Below are 20749 nucleotides of genomic sequence, written 5' to 3' on the forward strand. Positions count from 1 at the left end.
GGAGGCAAGCTCATGGATCACCTGGTCCTGACCGTGATCGCCACCGACCATCCCGGCCTGGTCGAGCGCATCGCCCAATGCATCGCCTCCCACGGCGGCAACTGGCTGGAAAGCCGCATGTCGCGGATGGCCGGGCAGTTCGCCGGGATACTGCGGGTGGCCGTGCCGGCGGAGGGCTACGACGAACTGGTGGAAGGGCTACAGGGCCTGTCCAGCCACGGCATTCGCGTGCTCCTGGCGGAAAGCGGGATCGAGCCGGTATGCAACTGGAAGCCTATCCACCTCGACCTGGTGGGCAACGACCGCCCCGGTATCGTGCGCGACATCACCCGGTTGCTGGCCGAGCACGGGGTGAACCTGGAGAGCCTGTCCACCGAAGTGCGCCCGGCGCCGATGAGCAGCGAACCGCTGTTCCATGCCGATGCGCTGTTGGCGGTGCCGCTGACCCTGTCGCTGGACACCCTGCGCGAGCGACTGGAAGACCTGGCCGACGACCTGATGGTGGAGTTGGTGCTGGACGCGTCCTGAAGTTGTTCAGGAAAGCCGGGGACGGGCCTGTGGAAAAGCCTTGGGTGAAACCCTGAAACCCAGGCGCCGCGAGGCTTGGAGGTCGTAGCGCGTTTTTTGACCAGCTACGTTGCGGTTATTCCCAAGCCAGGTGGACCAGCCTGTGGGTATTCTGTGTGGATAACCTTGCAGGTCTTTATCCATGGGCGATACAAGGGTTTGATCGTTTTCTGAGCAGCCTCTCTTGCGCTTTTGCTTGTGGATTAACCTTCGCCGCTGTTATTGCCCCTGTGCACAAATAACGTGGAGCAGTCTGTGGGTAAGCCGGGGAAGAATCCATGCAGGCCTTTATCCATCGGCAGTCCAAGAATCCGTACGTTTTTTGATCGATGGCTCTTCCGGTTCATCCACAGTTGCTCACAAAAGCCTTGGGCAGCTTTGTGGATAAGCCTTGTGTATATCGGTGTAACCCTTGGTAATACTGGCATACAGCGGTGTGCTCAAAGACTGATCAGGCGCTTTGCAGGGCTTCTTCCGACGAGTTATCCACGCGCCTGCGGGGAGGAGAAGGCAGGTCTATGCACAAAGTACGTGCATGAACCTGTGGAAAAGCCTGGGGTGGATCGCTGAGCGTCAGTATTGGCGGGGGATAGGAAGGAGTGCGTGTTTTTTCGCCAGGCTTGCGGAGTTCCGCAAGCCTGGGGATAACGTCAGCCCGGCTGGGGAAGGCGGCGCAGGCTGCGCCAGGCGTCGAAGCTGTAGACGGCCAGGGCGAGCCAGATGAAAGCGAAGGCGGTCAGGCGGCTGGAGTCCAGATGCTCGCCGAACAGCAGGATCGCCTGTAGCAGGACCAGCGTCGGCGCCAGGTATTGCAGGAAGCCCAGGGTGGCGTAGGGCAGGTGCCTTGCCGCAGCGTTGAAGCAGACCAGCGGAACCAGCGTCACCGGGCCCGCGGCGACCACCCACAGGGCTTCCGGGGTGCTCCAGAAAGCCGTTTCGCTGGTCGGCCCGTCGGCGAAAAACAGCAACCAGACCAGCGCCAGCGGCAGCAGCAGCCAGGTTTCCACCACCAGTCCGGGCAGCGCGGCGACCGGCGCCTTTTTGCGGATCAGGCCGTAGAAGCCGAAGGTCAGGGCCAGCACCAGCGACACCCAGGGCAGGCTGCCGAGTTGCCAGACCTGCTGCGCCACGCCCAGCGAAGCCAGGGCCACCGCCAGCCATTGCAGAGGACGCAGGCGTTCCTTGAGCAGCAACATGCCGAGCATCACGTTGATCAGCGGATTGATGTAGTAGCCCAGGCTGGCTTCCAGCATGTGGCCGTTGTTCACCGCCCAGACATAGGTCATCCAGTTGCTGGCGATCAGCAGTCCGCTGGCGGCCAGCACGACGAAGCGCTGCGGATTCTGGCGCAGTTCGCGCCACCAGCCCGGGTGTTTCCAGAACAGCAGCAGGACGGCGCCGAACAGGGCCGACCAGACCGCGCGCTGGACGATGATTTCCACCGCGGGAATGCGTTCGAGCAGTTTGAAGTAGAGCGGGAACAATCCCCAGATCACATAAGCCGTCAGGCCGAGGACATAGCCCCGACGGAGGTTGGCGGTCGCCATGGAGAATCCTTGAAACGTCAGGCAGGTAAGAATGGCCGTGCACGGCATGCACGAGCGGATGACCTGTGAATTCTAGTAGGGGGGTGGCGGGCTTGTCTGCGCACAGTTCCCGCGGAAAAGCACCGGCACACTTGCCGTTCCCTCGCCTGCCCCGCGGCGGGACGGATAGCGCCGCGCGCCATTCGCCCTGTCCGCAGGAGGCTCAGAACAGCCGCAGCGGTTCCTCGTCCAGCGCCGCCAGTTGTTCGCGCAGCACCAGCACCTGCTCGCCCCAGTAACGTTCGCTGCCGAACCAGGGGAAGCTCGGCGGGAACGCCGGGTCGTCCCAGCGCCGCGCGAGCCAGGCGCTGTAGTGCATCAGGCGGAGGCTGCGCAGGCCTTCGAGCAGCGGTAGCTGGCGCGGGTCGAAGTCGTGGAACTCGTTGTAGCCGTCGACCAGTTCGGCAATCTGCGCCAGGCGTTCGTGGCGCTCGCCGGCGAGCATCATCCACAGGTCCTGGAGGGCCGGGCCCATGCGGCAGTCGTCGAGATCGACCATGTGGTAGACCTCGTCGCGGCACAGCAGGTTGCCTGGATGGCAGTCGCCGTGCAGGCGGATCGGCTGGTAGGGCACCTCGGCGAACAGGGCGTCGAGGCGTTTCAGCAGGTCGCGGGCGACCGACTCGTAGGCCGGCAGCAGGCTCCTGGGGATGAAATTGCCTTCCAGCAGGGTGGCCAGCGAGGCGTGGCCGAAGTTATCCACAGCGAGCGCCTCGCGGTGCTCGAACGGCCGCGTGGCGCCGACCGCGTGCAGGCGGCCGAGCAACTGGCCGAGGCGGTAGAGCTGGTCGAGATTGCCCGGCTCGGGCGCGCGCCCGCCGCGCCGGGGGAACAGGGCGAAGCGGAAGCCGGAGAATGCGAACAGGCTTTCGCCGTCGCGCGACAGCGGCGCCACCACCGGCACCTCGCATTCCGCCAGCTCGGCGGAGAAGGCGTGCTCCTCGCGGATCGCCGCGTCGCTCCAGCGGTCCGGTCGGTAGAACTTGGCGATCAGCGGCTCGCCGTCCTCGATGCCGACCTGGTACACGCGGTTTTCGTAGCTGTTGAGCGCCAGCACCCGTGCGTCGCTGAGATAGCCGAGGCTTTCCACGGCATCCAGGACGAGGTCGGGGGTCAGTTGGTCGAAGGGATGGGACATGACGGGGCATCCAAGGCTCGAAAGACCCCTAGTGTACGCAAGCCGGCGCGGGCCGGCAGGTTCACAGCGGCGTGCCGAGCAGGACCTGGGCTGGATCGAAGGAGGCGATCACCTTCTGGCCCTTCTTCAGCCCCAGGCTGGCCAGGCGTTCGCCGGACAGCAGCGCGCAGAGGGTAAGACCGCTGCCCAGGGCGATGCGCACCTCGCTGGGACCGGCCTTGGCCGCGAGGATTTCCTCCAGGGTGCCGTGCAACTGATTCGGCTGGTCCTCGCGCGGTTCCAGCCCGACGTCCAGCCAGCCGGCCTTGATCAGCGCCAGTACCGGGCGGCCGCGACCGAGTTCGAGTTGCTCGGTGCTGGCGCGGGTGATCAGCGCCTCGATGCGTTGCTGGCCTGGCAGCTCGATGGCGATGCGGTCGTGGAAGCCTTCGCCATGGATCGACAGGACCCGCCCGTGCAATTGGTTGCGTGCGCTGGTGCGGAGCATCAGGCGGCCGATCAGGTTGAGGTCCTCGGCGTCTTCCGCGGCCTGCAACACCTGCGCTTGCAAGGCTTCCAGGCGCCGGTAGAGAGCCAGCAGGCGTTCGCCCTCGGCGGTCAGCCGGGCGCCGCCGCCGCCCTTGCCGCCGACGCTACGCTCGACCAGCGGACGCTCGGCCAGGTTGTTCAGTTCGTCGATGGCGTCCCAGGCGCCCTTGTAGCTGATGCCCACGGCCTTCGCCGCACGGGTGATGGAGCCCAGTTCGGCGATCTGCGCGAGCAGGGCGATGCGTTGCGGGCGACGGGTGACGTGCTGGGCGAGAGTGGAGAGTGCGGACATGGAAGCTTCGCTATGAGCGGACGTATACGGCGAAGGCTCCAACAGCCATGGGCAAAACGCAAGGGCGTCACTCGGCGGCCTGGTAGAGACCGTAGCCGGCGGCGGCGCCGGCCAGGTCCCAGGCGAGGTCCTTCCAGCTCCAGCCGCTGCCGGCGGAACGGCTGTCGTAGAGTTCCTTGCCGACGCCGAAGGCGAGCGAGAAGCTCAGGCCGAAGCGTGCCTGGCGAGCACCGTGCAGGCCGCGGTCGTGGGCCATCTGCATGCCCGCCGCGGTAAGGGCCGCGGAACTGGCGAAATGCAGGGCCTTGTCTTCGCCCAGCCAGTCGTCTTCGGCGAAGTGGCTGCAACCGCCGAGCAACAGGCAGGCCACGACCAGCAGTGCGCGCATGGATCCTCTCCCGTATCGGTTGCGCGGCAGTTTAGCCCAGCTCAGCCGGGCTTCGGCGTGCGCGCCAGGCAGTAGACGTCGACCCGCGCGGCGCCCGCCCGGCGCAACAGACGGGAAAGGCACTCGGCGGTGGCCCCGGTGGTGAGCACGTCGTCCACCAGTGCCAGGTGCAGCCCGCGAACATCGCTGGCGGGCGCCAGGGCGAAGGCGTGGCGCAGGTTGCGCCGCCGCACCGTCGCGTCCAGCCCCTGCTGGGCCGGCGTATCCAGCACTCGCCGCAGGCTGTGCGGATCGCTGCGCAGGTCCAGCTCGCCGGCCAGTCGCTCGGCGAGCTGTTGCGCCTGGTTGAAGCCGCGCCGACGTTCGCGCCGTGGCGCCAGCGGGACCGGCAGCAGGCGTGCCGGGCGCGGCAGGCCTTCGGCGTAGCGTTGCCGCAGGTGTTCCGCCAGCAACTCGCCGAGCAGCCGCCCCAGCGGCCAGGCCGCCTGGTGCTTGAAGCGGTTGATCAGGCTGTCGAGCGGAAAGGCGTAGCGCCAGGGTGCGATCGCCTGTTCATAGGCCGGCGGGCGGCGCAGGCACTCGCCGCACACCTGGCCGTCCAGCGGCAGGGGCAGGGCGCAGCGCCGGCACTGCTGGCGCGACCAGGGCAGGTCGGCGGCACAGGCGCGGCACAGCGGGCGGGGCGGCTGGTCGCTGCGGGCGGCGCAGAGCAGGCAGGCCGGCGGCGGCAAAAGCCAGCGCGTGAGAGGACGAAGCGGGAACGACATGGCGGGACTTCCTGGCGGATGTCGCACCATGCAACCGCAGGCGCGCGCCGCCGACCAGCCGTTGCCAGCGGGTTCGGAACTCGCCTGTGGATAACCGAAACCTTCCTTCGCTCCTTGCGGAAACGGCCGACGCGTGGATCAGTGGATGAGCCAGCTCATGACGATCAGGCCGAGCACCGTCCAGATCACCCCGCCGACTATCGAGCGGCGCATGAAGGCGCGTATGCCGCTGTAGAGCAGCAACAGGCCGAGCACCAGGAAGACGAAGCTGAACAGCGATGCGTCCATGCCGATGGCCCTGGCCAGGCCGTGGAGGAAGTCGTCCATGGCGCCCCAGATGCCGCCCAGCAGGCCGGAGAGCAGGTCCACCACGAAGCGGATCGCCCTGCCCAGCATCTCGCCCAGTCCGTCGAAAAAGCCTTCTGTACCCATGAGTGTCCTGTCCTGAGTGTTCCCAGCGTTGGATCAGAGATTAGCCGCCGGGTTCAGCGCCGGCTGCTGCTTTGCTGCGGAGCGAGGAACGACTGGCGGAAGTATTCGCGGAACGCGCGCATCCCGGCGCTCGCTTCGGTGTCGCGGCGCCAGGCCAGGCCGACGCTCATCGACGGCACCGGGTCGACCAGCGATAGCGTCTCGATGCGTTTGCCTTCCAGCGACCAGGGCCGGTACACCAGATCGGAGAGGATGGCCACGCCGGAGCCGTTGGCGACCATGCTGCGCACCGCTTCCACCGAACTGGTATGGAGGATCACCTGCGGCCGGTGGCCGCTCTGTTGCCAGTAGCGCAGCGCGCTCTGCCCGGCCTCGTCGACGGTGAGCATGATGTAGGGCTCGCCGGCCACGTCGGCCAGGCCCAGGTCGGCCTTCTCACCCAGCGGATGGCGGCTGGGCAGCCACAACCGGCGCTCGGAGTTGAACAGGGTTTCGGCGGCGATCCCGGGCTCGGTGAGATTGCCGGTGAGCAGCACGGCGATGTCGTAGCGACCGTCGAGGAGGCCGCGCTCGATGCTGGCGCGCTCGTCCTCGAACAGTTGCAGCTCCAGTTCCGGGTACCACTGCGCCAGGCGTTGCAGGTGGTGGGGGAGGAAATAGCCCATCACGGTATAGCTGGCGGCGACCTTCAGGGTGCCGTCGACCCGGGTGTCCGGTTGCGGGCTGTTGAGCGCGTCGTCGACGCTGCGCTGGATCGAATAGGCGTGGTTGAGGAAGTGCCGGCCGCTGTCGGTCAGGTTCATGCCCTGGGCCGTGCGGGTGAACAGGGCGACGCCGAGCATGCCCTCCAGTTCCTGGATCGCGCTGGTCACCGCCGACTGCGAGATGTTCAGGTGGATGGCGGCCTGGGAGATCTGGCCGAACTCGGCGGTGGCGATGAAGTAGCGAACCTGGCGGAGGGTCAGGGCCATGGGCAGCATCCGGAAGAGGTATCTGTTTTTCAGAAACCAGTCTATCGAATAATAAATCTACCCAATACCTTTCCCGGCTTTTACCGTGGCTCCATCCAACAACAAGGCAGATGAGGCCAGCGGGCAATGACTGAAGTCGACCTCAATTCCGACATGGGCGAAGGCTTCGGCCCATGGACCATCGGCGATGGCGTGGATGCCGCGATCATGCCGCTGATCAGCAGCGCCAACATCGCCACCGGTTTCCATGCCGGCGACCCGAGCAGCATGCGCCGCACCGTGGAGATGGCCGCCGAGCATGGCGTGGCCATCGGCGCCCATCCGGGCTTCCGCGACCTGGTCGGCTTCGGTCGCCGGCACATCGCCGCGCCGGCCATCGAGCTGGTCAACGACATGCTCTACCAGCTTGGCGCCCTGCGCGAATTCGCCCGGCTGCAGGGCCTGTCGCTGCAACACGTCAAGCCCCACGGCGCGCTCTACATGCACCTGGCGCGCGACGAGGCCGCCGCGCGCCTGTTCGTCGAGACCCTGCAACGCCTGGAACCGGAACTGCTGCTCTATTGCATGCCCGGTTCGGCCACCTGGCGCATCGGTCGGGAACTGGGCCAGCCGCTGGTGCGCGAGTTCTACGCCGACCGCGACTACGACCGTAGCGGCTCCATCGTCTTCACCCGGCGGGTCGCCGCCCTCGATCCGCAACAGGTCGCCGACAAGGTCCTGCGCGCCTGCCGCGAGGGCAAGGTGCGCACCGTCGAGGGCGAGGACCTCGACATCGCCTTCGACTCGGTGTGCATCCACAGCGACACCCCCGGCGCCCTGGAGCTGGTCGCCAGCACCCGCGCGCGCCTGGAAGGCGCCGGCATCCGCATCAAGGCGCCGCGTTGAGCGCCGCTCGCCTCGGCGAGCCTCGCGACAAGCTTTTCTGCCATTTCCTACAACGTTCGAATAATGAGGATTCGTCATGGCCGAACATAACGTGCAGTCCCCCTTGCCCGGCACCTTCTATCGCAAGGCCAGCCCCGACGCGCCACCCTACGCGGAGGTCGGGCAGGCGGTCGAGGCCGGCAGCGTGATCGGGCTGATCGAGGTGATGAAGCAGTTTTCCGAAGTGCAGGCCGGGCAGGCCGGCATACTCCAGGCGTTCCACGTGGAAGATGGCGAGGCCATCGAGCCGGGACAGGTGCTGGCGGTGATCGCCAGCGCTACCTGAGGAGGACGCCATGCACAAGCGACTGAACAAGCTGCTGGTGGCCAATCGCGGCGAGATCGCCGTGCGCATCATCCGCGCCGCGCAGGCACTGGGCATTCCCACGGTAGCGGTGTGCAGCGAGGCGGATCGCGATTCGCTGGCCGCGCGGCTGGCCGATGAGGTACGTCTGATCGGCCCTGCGCGGGCCGAGCGGAGCTACCTGGATATTGAGGCGATTCTCATGGCGGCGCGGGAAACCGGTGCCGACTCGATCCATCCCGGCTACGGTTTCCTCTCCGAGAACCCTGCCTTCGCCGAAGCGGTGCAGGCGGCCGGACTGGTCTTCGTCGGTCCGGATGCGCAGACCATCCGCCGCATGGGCGACAAGGCCGAGGCGCGGCGTACCGCGATGGCCGCCGGGGTGCCGGTGGTGCCGGGCTCGCCCGGCGAGCTGGACGACCTCGACGCGGCGCTGGCCTGCGCCGAAGAGGTCGGCTATCCGCTGCTGGTCAAGGCCTCCGCTGGCGGCGGCGGGCGTGGCATCCGTATCGCCCACGACGCCGACGAACTGCGTCGGGAATTCCCCATCGCCCAGCGCGAGGCGCAGGCCGCCTTCGGTTCGCCGGCGGTGTACCTGGAGCGCTTCATCCGCCAGGCGCGGCACATCGAAGTGCAGATCCTCGGCGATGGCGAGCGCGCGGTGCATCTGTTCGAACGCGAATGCTCGCTGCAGCGGCGGCGCCAGAAGGTCTTCGAGGAGGCACCTTCGGCGGCGCTGGACGGCGCGCAGCGCCAGGCCCTCTGCGAGAGCGCCGTGCGCCTGGCGCAGAGTCTCGGCTATCGTGGCGCGGGCACCCTGGAATACCTGTTCGACGCGCACAGCGGCGAGTTCTTCTTCATCGAGATGAACACCCGTATCCAGGTCGAGCATCCGGTCAGCGAGATGGTCACCGGCATCGACCTGGTCCAGGCCATGCTGCGCATCGCCGCCGGCGAGGCGCTGCCCTGGCGCCAGGAGGACATTCGCCTGAACGGCGCGGCGCTGGAGATGCGGATCAACGCCGAAGACCCGGCGCGCAATTTCTTCCCCAGCCCCGGCACCGTGGAGCGCCTGGAATGGCCGCAGGGCGAGGGCGTGCGAGTGGACAGCCACCTGTATCCCGGCTACCGGGTGCCGCCGTACTACGATTCGTTGCTGGCCAAGCTGATCGTCCATGGTCGCGACCGCGACGAAGCGTTCGCCCGCGCGCGCCAGGCGCTGGAGCGCACCGTGCTGGCCGGCATGGCCACTACCCTGCCGCTGCACCGCTGGCTGCTCGCCGATGCGCGGGTACAGGCCGCGCAGTTCGATACCGCTACCCTGGAAACCTGGCTCGCCGAGCGGACCGCCGCCGCGCAGGAGGTTTGAGATGCACGCCAACATCCGCTACAGCTTCGGCGGCGACGAGCACCTGTTCGCCGAGGTCGCCGAAGCCATGTCGCTGGAAGCCTTCTTTCGCGGCATGGCGATCACCCGCGCCATCGAGGCCCTGCAATTGCCCGGGGTGCTCGACGTGTGCCTGGCCAACGCCTCGTTCCAGGTCCGCTTCGACCCCGACCGGCTGGCCCCGCAGGCGCTGCTGGAGACCGTGCGCGGCCTGGAAGCCGAGGCGGTCGCCGCGCGCAGCATCGAGACGCGTATCGTCGAAGTGCCGGTGTTGTACAACGATCCCTGGACCCACGAGACCCTGATGCGCTTCCGCGACCGTCACCAGGACCCGGACTCCACCGACCTCGAGTACGCTGCGCGGATCAACGGCTACGCCGACGTGCAGGCGTTCATCCAGGCGCACAGCGGCACGCCGTGGTTCGTCTCGATGGTCGGTTTCGTCGCCGGCCTGCCGTTCATGTACCAGATGGTCGAGCGCGAGCGGCAGTTGCAGGTGCCCAAGTACCTGCGTCCGCGCATCGACACGCCGAAGCTGACCCTCGGCCACGGCGGTTGCTTCGGCTGCATCTATTCGGTGCGCGGTGCCGGCGGCTACCAGATGTTCGGCGTGACTCCGGCGCCGATCTTCGATCCCCGCCAGGGCCTGCCCTATCTCGAGGAATCGATGGTGTTCTTCCGCGCTGGCGACATCGTCCAGTTCCGCCCCATCGAGCGGACCGAATACGAGCGCATGGCGGCCGAAGTCGAAGCGGGCACATTCGACCTGCGCATCCGTCCGGTGAGTTTCGATCTCGACGCGTTCCTCGCCGATCCGCGAGGCTGCACGCAACGTCTGCAGGAGGTGCTGTATGTCGATTAAGGTGCTCAAGCCCGGCCTCGCCACCTCGGTGCAGGACGCCGGCCGCGAAGGCCACTATCACCTGGGTATCCCGCCGTCCGGCGCGCTCGACCAGTACGCCCTGCGCGCGGCCAACCTGCTGGTGGGCAACGCACCGACCGCCGCCGTGCTGGAGTGCGCGCTGCTGGGTCCGCAGCTGGAGTTCCAGCGCGACGCCCTGGTGGCCGTGTGCGGGGCGCGCATGACGCCTCGCCTGGAGGGCGCGGAGATGCCGCTGGATACTTCCTTCCGGGTTCGCGCCGGCCAGGTACTGGGGTTCGATTTCATCCGTGCCGGCGCCCGTGGCTATCTCGCCATCGACGGCGGCATCGCGGTACCCGAGGTGCTGGGCAGCCGTTCGACCTACGGTCTGGGGGCGATCGGTGGCTTGCAGGGACGGCGACTGGCGGAGGGCGACCTGCTGCCCCTGGGGCCTGCCTCGCCCTCTGCCGTGGAGGGCTTGGCGCTGCCGCGCTCGTTGCAGGTGGAGGTCGGCGGCGAGGTGAGCTTGCGGGTAGTTCCCGGACTCTACGTCCATCGCCTGACTCCCGACGCGGTCGAGCGTTTCTTCGCCGAGACCTGGACCGTCGGCTCGGAGGCGGACCGCACCGGCTACCGCTTCAAGGGCGGCACGGCGCTCCGGTTCGAGCCGCGCGAACAGCCATTCGGCGCAGGCTCGGACCCGTCCAACATCGTCGACGCCTGCTATCCCATCGGCTCGATCCAGGTACCGGGCGGGCTCGAACCCATCGTCCTGCATCGTGATGCGGTATCCGGTGGGGGATATGCCACGCTGGGCACGGTGATCAGCCCCGACCTGAACCGGCTGGCGCAGATGCAACCGAACCAGAAGGCGCGTTTCGTCGCCGTCAGCCTGGAGGAAGGTCTCGAGGCGCGTCGCCGTTACAACTGGCAAGTGCAACGACTCCAGCACTTCTTCCTGCGCTGAGTCGTCGATACCGGCCGCTTCCGTCTGCGAAGCGGCCTCCCGCTCACTTGTAGTAGATATCTATCGCAGTGGTGGCATTGAATCGACCCAACGTAGGTGCGTTGGTCATCCATTTCAGTTGGGCCAGGAAGTTCTTCACCACGACCTGGTCTTTGCTGTGTTCCACCAATTGGAATTCTTTGTTGAAGGGGACGATGCGACGGTCTTCTTGCCTGAGCACGGTGATGCCTACGGACTTGTTGTCTCCCGGCACCAACGTGTCGCCTACGGTGCTGGAAGAATTCACGGGTCTCAGAAGGGCTCCCAGGCCATAGGCGCTATTGCAGTTCTTGCTTGCAGTGATCTGGAAGGGCTTTTCCTTGATGGTCTGGTTGGTGGCGGCTTGAAGCGCTTGAAGTAGGCCGAAGTCGAGTGTCTTGGGTGAAATGCTCAGGGGCGACGATCGCCGATGAAATGATCAAATATTGATCAGGTGTATACCTGTGTCCTGGTCTGGGTTGACAGCGTCCTAGAGCCACTTATGATGCCCCTTAAGCCTGACCCCGGCGTGCCGGGGCTCCCCGACAAAAGGCGCCATGCAAGCGTCGAAGGAATCTTCCCCATGAGTGCAACCGCTTCCGTCGCCACCCGTCACGACTGGTCCCTCGCCGAAGTCCGTGCCCTGTTCGAGCAGCCGTTCAACGACCTGCTGTTCCAGGCGCAGACGGTGCATCGCGCGCACTTCGACCCGAACCGCGTACAGGTCTCGACGCTGCTGTCGATCAAGACCGGCGCCTGTCCCGAGGACTGCAAGTACTGCCCGCAGTCCGGCCACTACAACACCGGCCTGGACAAGGAGAAGCTGATGGAGGTGCAGAAGGTCCTCGAGGCGGCGGCCGAGGCCAAGGCCATCGGTTCGACCCGCTTCTGCATGGGCGCTGCCTGGAAGCACCCGTCGGCCAAGGACATGCCCTACGTCCTGGAGATGGTCAAGGGCGTGAAGAAGCTCGGCCTGGAGACCTGCATGACCCTCGGCCGCCTGACCCAGGAACAGACCCAGGCGCTGGCGGACGCCGGCCTCGACTACTACAACCACAACCTGGATACCTCGCCGGAGTTCTACGGCAACATCATCACCACCCGCACCTACAGCGAGCGCCTGCAGACCCTGGCCTACGTGCGCGAGGCGGGGATGAAGATCTGCTCCGGCGGCATCCTCGGCATGGGCGAGTCGGTGGACGACCGCGCCGGCCTGCTGATCCAGTTGGCGAACCTGCCGGAGCACCCGGAGTCGGTGCCGATCAACATGCTGGTGAAGGTCAAGGGCACGCCCCTGGCGGAAGAGAAGGACGTCGATCCCTTCGACTTCATCCGCACCCTGGCGGTGGCCCGGATCATGATGCCGAAGTCCCACGTGCGCCTGTCCGCCGGCCGCGAGCAGATGAACGAGCAGATGCAGGCGCTGGCCTTCATGGCCGGGGCCAACTCGATCTTCTACGGCGAAAAGCTGCTGACCACGAAGAACCCGCAGGCCGAAAAGGACATGCAGTTGTTCGCCCGTCTCGGCATCAAGCCGGAAGAGCGCGAAGAGCACGCCGACGAAGTGCACCAGGCCGCCATCGAGCAGGCGTTGGTGGAACAACGCGAATCGAAGCTGTTCTATAACGCCGCTTCCGCCTGACCATACTGGAAGGGAGGGCGCCGCCGTCCCTTCGTTGCAGCCGCTGATGTCGGCCCTGCGTGGACGGGTGCGCCTGCGTCCGTCCAGCAACACGAGCGACCTGCCATGTCCTTCGATCTCGCTTCCCGCCTCGCCAGCCGGCGCGCGGAAGACCTCTACCGCCAGCGGCCGCTGCTGGAGTCGGCCCAGGGCCCGGACGTCGTGGTCGACGGCCAGCCGCTGCTGGCCTTCTGTTCCAACGACTACCTCGGCCTGGCCAATCATCCCGAAGTGATCGCCGCGTTACGCGCCGGCGCCGAGCGCTGGGGCGTGGGCGGCGGCGCCTCGCACCTGGTGGTCGGCCACAGCGGTCCGCACCACGAACTGGAGCTGGCCCTCGCCGAATTCACCGGGCGGCCGCGCGCGCTGCTGTTCTCCACCGGCTACATGGCCAACCTTGGCGCGGTGACCGCGCTGGTCGGCAAGGGCGACACGGTGCTGGAGGACCGCCTCAACCACGCTTCGCTGCTGGATGCCGGATTGCTCTCCGGCGCGCGTTTCTCGCGCTACCTGCACAACGACCCGGCAAGCCTCGCCGCGCGCCTGGACAAGGCCGAGGGCAATACCCTGGTGGTCACCGATGGGGTCTTCAGCATGGACGGCAATCTCGCCGACCTGCCGGCCCTGGCCGCCGTCGCGCAGGCCCGCGGCGCCTGGCTGATGGTCGACGACGCGCATGGCTTCGGCCCGCTGGGCGCCAGCGGCGGCGGGATCGTCGAACACTTCGGCCTCGGCCAGGAGCAGGTGCCGGTGCTGATCGGCACCCTCGGCAAGGGTTTCGGTACCGCCGGCGCCTTCGTAGCCGGTAGCGAGGAACTGATCGAGACCCTGATTCAGTACGCCCGGCCCTACATCTACACCACCAGCCAGCCGCCAGCGGTGGCCTGCGCCACCCTGAGGAGCCTGGAGCTGCTGCGCCGCGAAAGCTGGCGGCGGCAACACCTGGCGGCGCTGATCGCCCGTTTCCGCCATGGCGCCGAGGCGCTTGGCCTGACCCTGATGGACAGCTTCACGCCGATCCAGCCGATCCTGGTCGGCGGCAGCCGCCAGGCCGTGGCCCTGGCCGGCATGCTTCGAGCCCGCGGCATCATGGTCGGCGCGATCCGCCCGCCAACCGTGCCGGCCAACAGCGCGCGGCTGCGCGTCACGCTGTCCGCCGCGCACAGCGAAGCGCAGGTCGACCGCTTGCTCGAAGCCCTCGGCGAAAGCTGGCGACAGCTGTCGTCTAGCCTTCTGGCAGAGATCGAAGCCGAGGAGGGAGACGATGCGTGACCACCTGATCCTGTTGCCGGGCTGGGGCCTGGGCAGCGCACCGCTGGAACCGCTGCGCGACGCGCTGCACGAGCGCGAGCCGCACCTGAACGTGTTGATCGAGCCGCTGCCGTCGCTGGACGATGCCGCCGACTGGCTCGACGAACTCGACGACAACCTGCCGCGCGATAGCTGGCTGGCCGGCTGGTCGCTGGGTGGCATGCTCGCCGGCGAACTGGCGGCGCGCCGCGGCGACGATTGCCGGGGCCTGCTGACCCTGGCCAGCAATCCGTGCTTCCGTGTGCGCGAGGACTGGCCGAACGCGATGCCGGCGGAAACCTTCGAGGACTTCTTCGAGGCTTTCCTGCTCGAACCGCACCTGACCCGCAAGCGTTTCACCCTACTGGTCAGCCAGGGTGCGCGCGACCCTCGGACCCTGGCGCGGCAACTGCAGGTGGCGCTGCCGCAGCTGGAGCGCGAGGCGCTGGTCGCCGGCCTGCAGTTGCTCGGCCAACTGGATACCCGGGCCGCCCTGGAAAACTTCCGCGGGCCGCAATTGCATCTGTTCGCCGAAGCCGATGCGCTGGTGCCGGTGGCCGCCGCCGAGGCCCTGCTCGAGTGGCTGCCGGACGTCGAGGTCTCGACCCTGGCGGCCAGCCACGGCCTGCCGCTGGAATGCCCGGACGAGGTGGCCAGCGCAATCCTGAGATTCCTTCGCGAGGGTGACGATGCCTGACGATTCCGCGCCGCTGCTGGCGCCCCATGGCGTTGCCGCGCTGCCCGACAAGCGCCGGGTCGCCGCGTCGTTTTCCCGCGCGGCGGCCAGCTACGACGCGGTGGCCGAACTCCAGCGCGGCGTCGGCGAGAGCCTGCTGTCGGCATTGCCGGAAGGCTTCTCGCCGCGCCGCTGGGTCGATCTCGGCTGCGGCACCGGTCATTTCAGCCGGGCCCTGGAACGCCGCTTTGGCGCGGCCGAGGGCCTGGCTGTGGACATCGCCGAAGGCATGCTGCGGCATGCCCGCGCGCGCGGCGGCGCCAGCCATTTCATCGGCGGCGACGCCGAGAGGCTGCCGTTGCGCGACGGCAGTTGCGACCTGCTGTTCTCCAGCCTGGCCATCCAGTGGTGCGCCGACCTCCCGGCGGTCCTGGCCGAGGCGCGGCGGGTCCTGCGGCCGGGCGGCGTGCTGGCGTTCAGCAGCCTGTGCGTCGGTACCCTGGGCGAGTTGCGCGACAGTTGGCGGGTGGTGGACGGCTTCGTCCACGTCAATCGCTTCCGCGCCTTCGCCGACTACCTGCAACACGCGGCCGGCAGCGGTCTGCTGCCGCTGACCCTGCGCCACGAGGACCGGGTCCTGCATTTCCCCGACCTGCGCAGCCTGACCCACGAACTCAAGGCGCTGGGCGCGCACAACCTCAACCCCGGGCGGCCCGACGGCCTGACCGGGCGCCAGCGCATCCGCGCGCTGGTCGCCGCCTACGAGCGTTTCCGCCAGCCCGAGGGGCTGCCCGCTACCTACCGCGTCGTCTTCGGCGTGCTGCGCAAGGATTCCTGAACCATGCCGGCGTTCTTCGTCACCGGTACCGACACCGAGATCGGCAAGACCACCATCGCCGCCGGCCTGCTCCACGCGGCCCGGCGTGCCGGCCTGAGCACCGCCGCGGCGAAGCCGGTGGCCTCCGGCTGCGAGCCCACGGCGCAAGGCCTGCGCAATGGCGACGCGCTGGCGTTGCTCGGCCAGTGTTCGCTGGCGCTGGCCTACGAGCAGGTCAACCCGCTGGCCTTCGCGCCGGCCATCGCCCCGCACCTGGCGGCGCGCGAGGCCGGCGTCGAACTGAGCGCCGCACGCTTGCACGAGGCGGTGCGCGAGGTGCTGGCGCTACAGGCCGATCTCACCCTGGTGGAGGGCGCCGGCGGTTGGCGCGTGCCGTTGCAGGGTCGCGAGAACCTCTCCGACCTGGCGCGCCTGCTGGCGCTGCCGGTGGTGCTGGTGGTCGGCGTGCGCCTGGGCTGTATCAACCATGCGCTGCTCAGCGCCGAGGCGATCCTAGGCGACGGCCTGGCGCTGGCCGGCTGGGTGGCCAACGTGGTCGACCCGGCTACCTCGCGCCTGGAGGAGAACCTGGCGACCCTCGCCGAGCGCCTGCCGGCGCCCTGCCTGGGCCGGGTACCGCGCCTGGAGGAAGCCACTCCCGCGGCCGTGGCCGCGCACCTCGACCTGCGGCCCCTGGGCATCGGGCTATAAACAGCGGGCCGTCCATAACCAACGGGCGGTACCCAGCGCCGGCCAAGTCTGCTTGAATAGAAGCCACTTGCTATCGTAGCGGCGCGTGCGCGTCCCCAGGAGTAGAGGGTGGAAATTTCCGGCAACGCTTTCGTCAGTGGCCTCAATGCGGTGCAGTCGGGTAGCGCCCGCGTCGCCCAGGCCGGCAGCGAGATCGCCCGCAACACCGTGGAGGCCCGTTCGCCCCAGGCCGAGCAGATGGTCGAGCTGACCCGCGGCAAGCTCGAGGCGCAGAGCGGCGCCCGGGTCATCGAGGTAGCCGACGAGACCCTCGGCACCCTGATCGACACCCACGCCTGACTCCCTGGCGGCCGGCAGCGGTCGCCCCCGACTCTTTCTTTTCCGACTGTCACCCGGCGGCCCCTGAAGCCTGCCGGGCGCTTCGCCATGGGCTTTACTGAGAGAGACGAAAGCGCTTTGGATGGTCGTTGCAGCCAGTGATTTCGGGCATGACCGAGCGGTCGGTTCGGATGCTTGACAAGGGATTGGCGTAAACGTATGTTTCAAACGCCTGTTTGAGAGTCGGGACGCATGAGTGCGTCCGGCAAGGCGACCGGGAGCGATCCCGCACTGCGACCGCAGACTCTGGACATCCGTCCGGTCGCCGATTAACCAGAACCCTTCGTAGAGGTTGACTGCTATGCCTGATTACAAGGCCCCCTTGCGTGATATCCGTTTCGTTCGCGACGAGCTGCTGGGCTACGAAGCGCACTACCAGAGCCTGCCGGGCGCCGAAGACGCGACTCCCGACATGGTCAACGCCATCCTCGAGGAAGGTGCGAAGTTCTGCGAACAGGTGATCGCTCCGCTGAACCGCGTTGGCGACCTGGAAGGCTGCACCTGGAGCGCCGACGGCGTGAAGACCCCGACTGGCTTCAAGGAGGCCTACCAGCAGTTCGTCGAAGGCGGCTGGCCGAGCCTGGCCCATGACGTCGAGCACGGCGGCCAGGGTCTGCCGGAATCCCTCGGGCTGGCCATCAGCGAGATGGTCGGCCAGGCCAACTGGTCCTGGGGCATGTACCCGGGCCTGTCCCACGGCGCCATGAACACCCTGCATGCCCACGGCACCGCCGAGCAGCAGGCGACCTACCTGACCAAGCTGGTCTCCGGCGAGTGGACCGGCACCATGTGCCTGACCGAGCCGCACTGCGGCACCGACCTGGGCATGCTGCGCACCAAGGCCGAGCCGCAGGCCGACGGCAGCTACAAGGTCACCGGCACCAAGATCTTCATCTCCGCCGGCGAGCACGACATGGCCGACAACATCGTCCATATCGTCCTGGCCCGCCTGCCCGACGCCCCGCAGGGCACCAAGGGCATCTCGCTGTTCATCGTACCGAAGTTCCTGCCCAACGCCGAAGGCAACGCCGGCGAGCGCAACGCGGTTTCCTGCGGTTCCATCGAGCACAAGATGGGCATCCACGGCAACGCCACCTGCGTGATGAACTTCGACGCCGCCACCGGCTTCCTGATCGGCCCGCCGAACAAGGGCCTGAACTGCATGTTCACCTTCATGAACACCGCTCGCCTGGGTACCGCGCTGCAAGGCCTGGCCCATGCCGAAGTCGGTTTCCAGGGCGGCATCGCCTATGCTCGCGAGCGTCTGCAGATGCGCTCGCTGACCGGTCCGAAGGCGCCCGAGAAGCCCGCCGACCCGATCATCGTGCATCCTGACGTGCGCCGCATGCTGCTGACCATGAAGGCCTTCGCCGAAGGCAACCGCGCGATGCTGTACTTCGCCGCCAAGCAGGTCGACATCGTCCAGCGCAGCCAGGACGAAGAGCAGAAGAAAGCCGCCGACTCGATGCTGGCCTTCCTCACGCCGATCGCCAAGGCGTTCATGACCGAAGTCGGCTTCGAGTCCGCCAACCACGGCGTGCAGATCTTCGGTGGCCATGGTTTCATCGCCGAGCACGGCATGGAGCAGAACGTCCGCGACAGCCGCATCTCGATGCTGTACGAAGGCACCACCGGCGTTCAGGCCCTCGACCTGCTGGGTCGCAAGGTGCTGATGACCCAGGGCGAGGCGCTGAAGGGCTTCACCAAGATCGTGCACAAGTTCTGCCAGGCCAACGAAGCCAACGAAGCCGTCAAGGAATTCGTCGCTCCGCTGGCGCAGCTGAACAAGGAGTGGGGCGACCTGACCATGAAGGTCGGCATGGCCGCCATGAAGGATCGCGAGGAAGTCGGCGCCGCTTCGGTGGACTACCTGATGTACTCCGGCTACGCCTGCCTGGCCTACTTCTGGGCCGACATGGCGCGCCTGGCCGCCGAGAAGCTGGCCGCCGGCACCGGCGAGGAAGCCTTCTACAAGGCCAAGCTGCAGACCGCGCGCTTCTACTTCCAGCGCATCCTGCCGCGTACCCGCGCCCACGTCGCCGCCATGCTGTCCGGCGCCAACAACCTGATGGAGATGGCCGAGGAAGATTTCGCCCTCGGTTACTGATGGCACGGGCCGCTGGCGGCCCGTTCCCCAGGTGAGAAAGAGCCCGCCCTTCGGCGGGCTTTTTCATGCCTGCGATCCGCTGCATCCTGGCCTTCCGACCTCGGGGTTATGGCGTTGCATTCAGCGTCCGCAGCGTGATTGTAGGCGCCCGCCCGGCGCAGTAGCTTCGAGGGATTCGCGCCTGTAGGGCGCCCCTGCCGAGGAGAACAGAGATGCCGGAATACAAGGCTCCGCTGCGCGACATGCGCTTCCTGATCGATGAGGTATTCGACTTCCATGGGCGCTACCAGGCGCTCGGCGCCAGCGACGCGACCCCGGACATGGTGGCGGCGATCCTCGATGAAGGGTCGAAATTCTGCGAACAGGTTCTGGCGCCGCTGAACCGCTCCGGCGACGAAGAAGGCTGCCACTTCGACAACGGCGTGGTGACCACGCCCAAGGGCTTCAAGGAAGCCTATGCACAGTACGTCGAGGGTGGCTGGAACGGTGTCGCCAGCGATCCCGCGTACGGCGGCCAGGGCCTGCCGCACTCGCTGGGTCTGCTGCTCAGCGAGATGATCGGCGCCAGCAACGTCTCCTGGGGCATGTACCCGGGCCTGACCCGCGGCGCCATGTCGGCGATCCACGCCCACGGCAGCCAGGCGCAGAAGGACCTCTACCTGGCGCGGATGACCGCCGGCACCTGGACCGGCACCATGTGCCTGACCGAGCCGCACTGCGGCACCGACCTGGGCATCATCAAGACCCGCGCGGTGCCGAACGCCGACGGCAGCCATGCGATCAGCGGGACGAAGATCTTCATCTCCGCCGGCGAGCACGACCTGAGCGAGAACATCGTTCACCTGGTGCTGGCCAAGTTGCCCGATGCGCCGGCCGGGACCAAGGGTATCTCGCTGTTCATCGTGCCGAAGTTCCTCCCCGACGCCGCCGGCGAGGCAGGCGTGCGCAACGCGGTTTCTTGTGGCTCCATCGAGCACAAGATGGGGATCAAGGCCTCGGCCACCTGTGTGATGAACTTCGACGGCGCCACCGGCTACCTGATCGGCGAGCCGAACAAGGGCCTGCACTGCATGTTCACCATGATGAACCACGCCCGCCTGGGCACCGGCATGCAGGGCCTGTGCCTTGGCGAGACCAGCTACCAGGGCGCCGTGCGCTACGCCCGGGAGCGCTTGCAGATGCGCTCGCTGACGGGGCCGAAGGCGCCGGACAAGCCGGCCGACCCGATCATTGTGCACCCCGACGTACGGCGCATGCTGCTGACCATGAAGGCGTTCAACGAAGGCAACCGCGCGCTGGCCTACTTCACCGCCCAGTTGCTCGACACCGAGCACCTGTCGCAGGACGCCGCCGAGCGCGAGCGGGCCGCCGACCTGCTGGCCTTCCTGACACCGATCTGCAAGGCCTTCATGACCGAGACCGGGCAGGAGGTGACCAACCTCGGCATGCAGGTCTACGGCGGCCACGGCTACATCCGCGAGTGGGGCATGGAGCAGTTGGTCCGCGATTGCCGCATCGCACAGATCTACGAAGGCACCAACGGCATCCAGGCCCTCGACCTGCTTGGCCGCAAGGTACTGGGCAGCCAGGGCAAGCTGTTGCGCGGCTTCACCAAACTGGTCCACCAGTTGTGCCAGGCCCAGGCCGAGCATCCGCAACTGAAGGGACAGGTCGCGCAACTGGCGGCGCTGAACGCGCAGTGGGGCGAACTGACCCAGCAGGTGGGCCTGGCGGCGATGAAGAATGCCGACGAAGTGGGCGCCGCCTCGGTGGACTACCTGATGTTCTCCGGCTACGTGACCCTGGCCTATTTCTGGTTGCGCATCGCCCTGGTGGCGCGCGAGAAGCTGGATGCCGGCAGCGGCGAGGCCGCGTTCTACGAAGCCAAGCTGGCCACCGCCGACTTCTACTTCAGTCGCCTGCTGCCGCGCACCGCGGCGCACGCCGCGGTGCGCGGC

Annotated in this window: 22 protein-coding genes; 14 read left to right on the plus strand and 8 right to left on the minus strand. The window is 67.4% G+C overall.

The window, feature by feature from the left end; genetic code table 11:
• The first annotated feature begins 12 nt into the window (after positions 1 to 12).
• On the plus strand, positions 13 to 528 hold the full coding sequence (locus tag FFS27_RS01125; RefSeq protein ID WP_003084789.1) for a glycine cleavage system protein R: 516 nt from the start codon (positions 13 to 15) through the stop codon (positions 526 to 528).
• A gap of 689 nt (positions 529 to 1217) precedes the next feature.
• Here FFS27_RS01125 and rarD read toward each other — a convergent pair.
• The 7 genes from rarD to FFS27_RS01160 form a co-directional block, all read right to left on the minus strand.
• Entirely contained in the window at positions 1218 to 2114 is an 897-nt protein-coding gene (rarD, locus tag FFS27_RS01130; protein ID WP_003103301.1) for an EamA family transporter RarD, read from the minus strand.
• 202 nt (positions 2115 to 2316) lie between these two features.
• Positions 2317 to 3291, minus strand: a complete 975-nt coding sequence (locus tag FFS27_RS01135) for a serine/threonine protein kinase (RefSeq protein WP_003084794.1) — start codon at positions 3289 to 3291, stop codon at positions 2317 to 2319.
• 61 nt (positions 3292 to 3352) lie between these two features.
• Positions 3353 to 4111 carry a TOBE domain-containing protein gene (locus tag FFS27_RS01140; RefSeq protein ID WP_003084796.1) on the minus strand — a complete coding sequence of 253 codons (759 nt, stop codon included), beginning with the start codon at positions 4109 to 4111 and terminating at the stop codon, positions 3353 to 3355.
• A 67-nt stretch (positions 4112 to 4178) separates the two neighbouring features.
• On the minus strand, positions 4179 to 4499 hold the full coding sequence (locus FFS27_RS01145) for a YfiM family lipoprotein (protein ID WP_004365177.1): 321 nt from the start codon (positions 4497 to 4499) through the stop codon (positions 4179 to 4181).
• Between the two features lie 41 nt (positions 4500 to 4540).
• Positions 4541 to 5266: a ComF family protein gene (locus FFS27_RS01150; RefSeq protein WP_004365178.1), complete on the minus strand. Its 726-nt coding sequence runs from the start codon at positions 5264 to 5266 to the stop codon at positions 4541 to 4543.
• A 138-nt stretch (positions 5267 to 5404) separates the two neighbouring features.
• Complete coding sequence (locus FFS27_RS01155) at positions 5405 to 5698, minus strand: hypothetical protein (protein WP_003084806.1); 294 nt, start codon at positions 5696 to 5698, stop codon at positions 5405 to 5407.
• Between the two features lie 53 nt (positions 5699 to 5751).
• The gene (locus tag FFS27_RS01160; RefSeq protein WP_003129068.1) at positions 5752 to 6678 is read right to left on the minus strand and encodes a LysR family transcriptional regulator; all 927 of its coding nucleotides are present in this window, start codon (positions 6676 to 6678) and stop codon (positions 5752 to 5754) included.
• 117 nt (positions 6679 to 6795) lie between these two features.
• Here FFS27_RS01160 and FFS27_RS01165 point away from each other — a divergent pair, with 117 nt between their 5' ends.
• The 5 genes from FFS27_RS01165 (at position 6796) to FFS27_RS01185 (ending at position 11113) form a co-directional block, all read left to right on the plus strand.
• A complete protein-coding gene (locus FFS27_RS01165) occupies positions 6796 to 7554 on the plus strand; it encodes a 5-oxoprolinase subunit PxpA (protein ID WP_003111232.1) in 759 nt (252 codons plus the stop codon).
• 76 nt (positions 7555 to 7630) lie between these two features.
• Complete coding sequence (locus FFS27_RS01170; protein ID WP_003084813.1) at positions 7631 to 7879, plus strand: acetyl-CoA carboxylase; 249 nt, start codon at positions 7631 to 7633, stop codon at positions 7877 to 7879.
• Positions 7880 to 7889: 10 nt separating this feature from the next.
• Positions 7890 to 9266, plus strand: a complete 1377-nt coding sequence (locus FFS27_RS01175; RefSeq protein ID WP_003084815.1) for an acetyl-CoA carboxylase biotin carboxylase subunit — start codon at positions 7890 to 7892, stop codon at positions 9264 to 9266.
• A gap of 1 nt (position 9267) precedes the next feature.
• Positions 9268 to 10146: a 5-oxoprolinase subunit B family protein gene (locus FFS27_RS01180; RefSeq protein WP_021263093.1), complete on the plus strand. Its 879-nt coding sequence runs from the start codon at positions 9268 to 9270 to the stop codon at positions 10144 to 10146.
• Complete coding sequence (locus tag FFS27_RS01185; protein WP_003084819.1) at positions 10136 to 11113, plus strand: biotin-dependent carboxyltransferase family protein; 978 nt, start codon at positions 10136 to 10138, stop codon at positions 11111 to 11113. The genes FFS27_RS01180 and FFS27_RS01185 overlap by 11 nt, the downstream gene beginning before the upstream one ends.
• A 43-nt stretch (positions 11114 to 11156) precedes the next feature.
• On the opposite strand, the gene FFS27_RS01190 is transcribed toward FFS27_RS01185, so the two are convergent.
• Entirely contained in the window at positions 11157 to 11546 is a 390-nt protein-coding gene (locus FFS27_RS01190) for a fimbrial protein (protein ID WP_218014958.1), read from the minus strand.
• Positions 11547 to 11714: 168 nt separating this feature from the next.
• Between FFS27_RS01190 and bioB the strand changes: the two genes are divergently transcribed.
• From bioB to FFS27_RS01230, 8 genes are all read left to right on the plus strand, one after another.
• Positions 11715 to 12773 (plus strand): biotin synthase BioB, encoded by a 1059-nt coding sequence (gene bioB, locus FFS27_RS01195; protein ID WP_003103330.1) that lies wholly within the window; start codon positions 11715 to 11717, stop codon positions 12771 to 12773.
• A gap of 105 nt (positions 12774 to 12878) precedes the next feature.
• Positions 12879 to 14084: an 8-amino-7-oxononanoate synthase gene (bioF, locus tag FFS27_RS01200; protein ID WP_015502248.1), complete on the plus strand. Its 1206-nt coding sequence runs from the start codon at positions 12879 to 12881 to the stop codon at positions 14082 to 14084.
• Positions 14077 to 14799, plus strand: coding sequence for an alpha/beta fold hydrolase (locus tag FFS27_RS01205; RefSeq protein ID WP_003084828.1), 723 nt, complete (start codon positions 14077 to 14079; stop codon positions 14797 to 14799). Before bioF ends, FFS27_RS01205 begins: the two co-directional genes overlap by 8 nt.
• Positions 14792 to 15616 carry a malonyl-ACP O-methyltransferase BioC gene (gene bioC / locus FFS27_RS01210; protein ID WP_003084830.1) on the plus strand — a complete coding sequence of 275 codons (825 nt, stop codon included), beginning with the start codon at positions 14792 to 14794 and terminating at the stop codon, positions 15614 to 15616. The genes FFS27_RS01205 and bioC overlap by 8 nt, the downstream gene beginning before the upstream one ends.
• Positions 15617 to 15619: 3 nt before the next feature.
• Positions 15620 to 16306: a dethiobiotin synthase gene (gene bioD / locus FFS27_RS01215; protein WP_003111241.1), complete on the plus strand. Its 687-nt coding sequence runs from the start codon at positions 15620 to 15622 to the stop codon at positions 16304 to 16306.
• 108 nt (positions 16307 to 16414) lie between these two features.
• Entirely contained in the window at positions 16415 to 16645 is a 231-nt protein-coding gene (locus FFS27_RS01220; protein ID WP_003103338.1) for a hypothetical protein, read from the plus strand.
• A 340-nt stretch (positions 16646 to 16985) separates the two neighbouring features.
• Positions 16986 to 18791 (plus strand): phenylacyl-CoA dehydrogenase, encoded by a 1806-nt coding sequence (locus FFS27_RS01225; protein ID WP_003084842.1) that lies wholly within the window; start codon positions 16986 to 16988, stop codon positions 18789 to 18791.
• A 212-nt stretch (positions 18792 to 19003) separates the two neighbouring features.
• Positions 19004 to 20749, plus strand: a 1746-nt coding sequence (locus tag FFS27_RS01230; protein ID WP_137951912.1) for an acyl-CoA dehydrogenase C-terminal domain-containing protein, incomplete at its 3' end; no start/stop codon positions are given.

Origin of the sequence: Pseudomonas sp. 2VD (assembly GCF_005503585.1) — a bacterium.
In the GTDB taxonomy this organism is placed as follows: Bacteria; Pseudomonadota; Gammaproteobacteria; order Pseudomonadales; family Pseudomonadaceae; genus Pseudomonas; species Pseudomonas aeruginosa.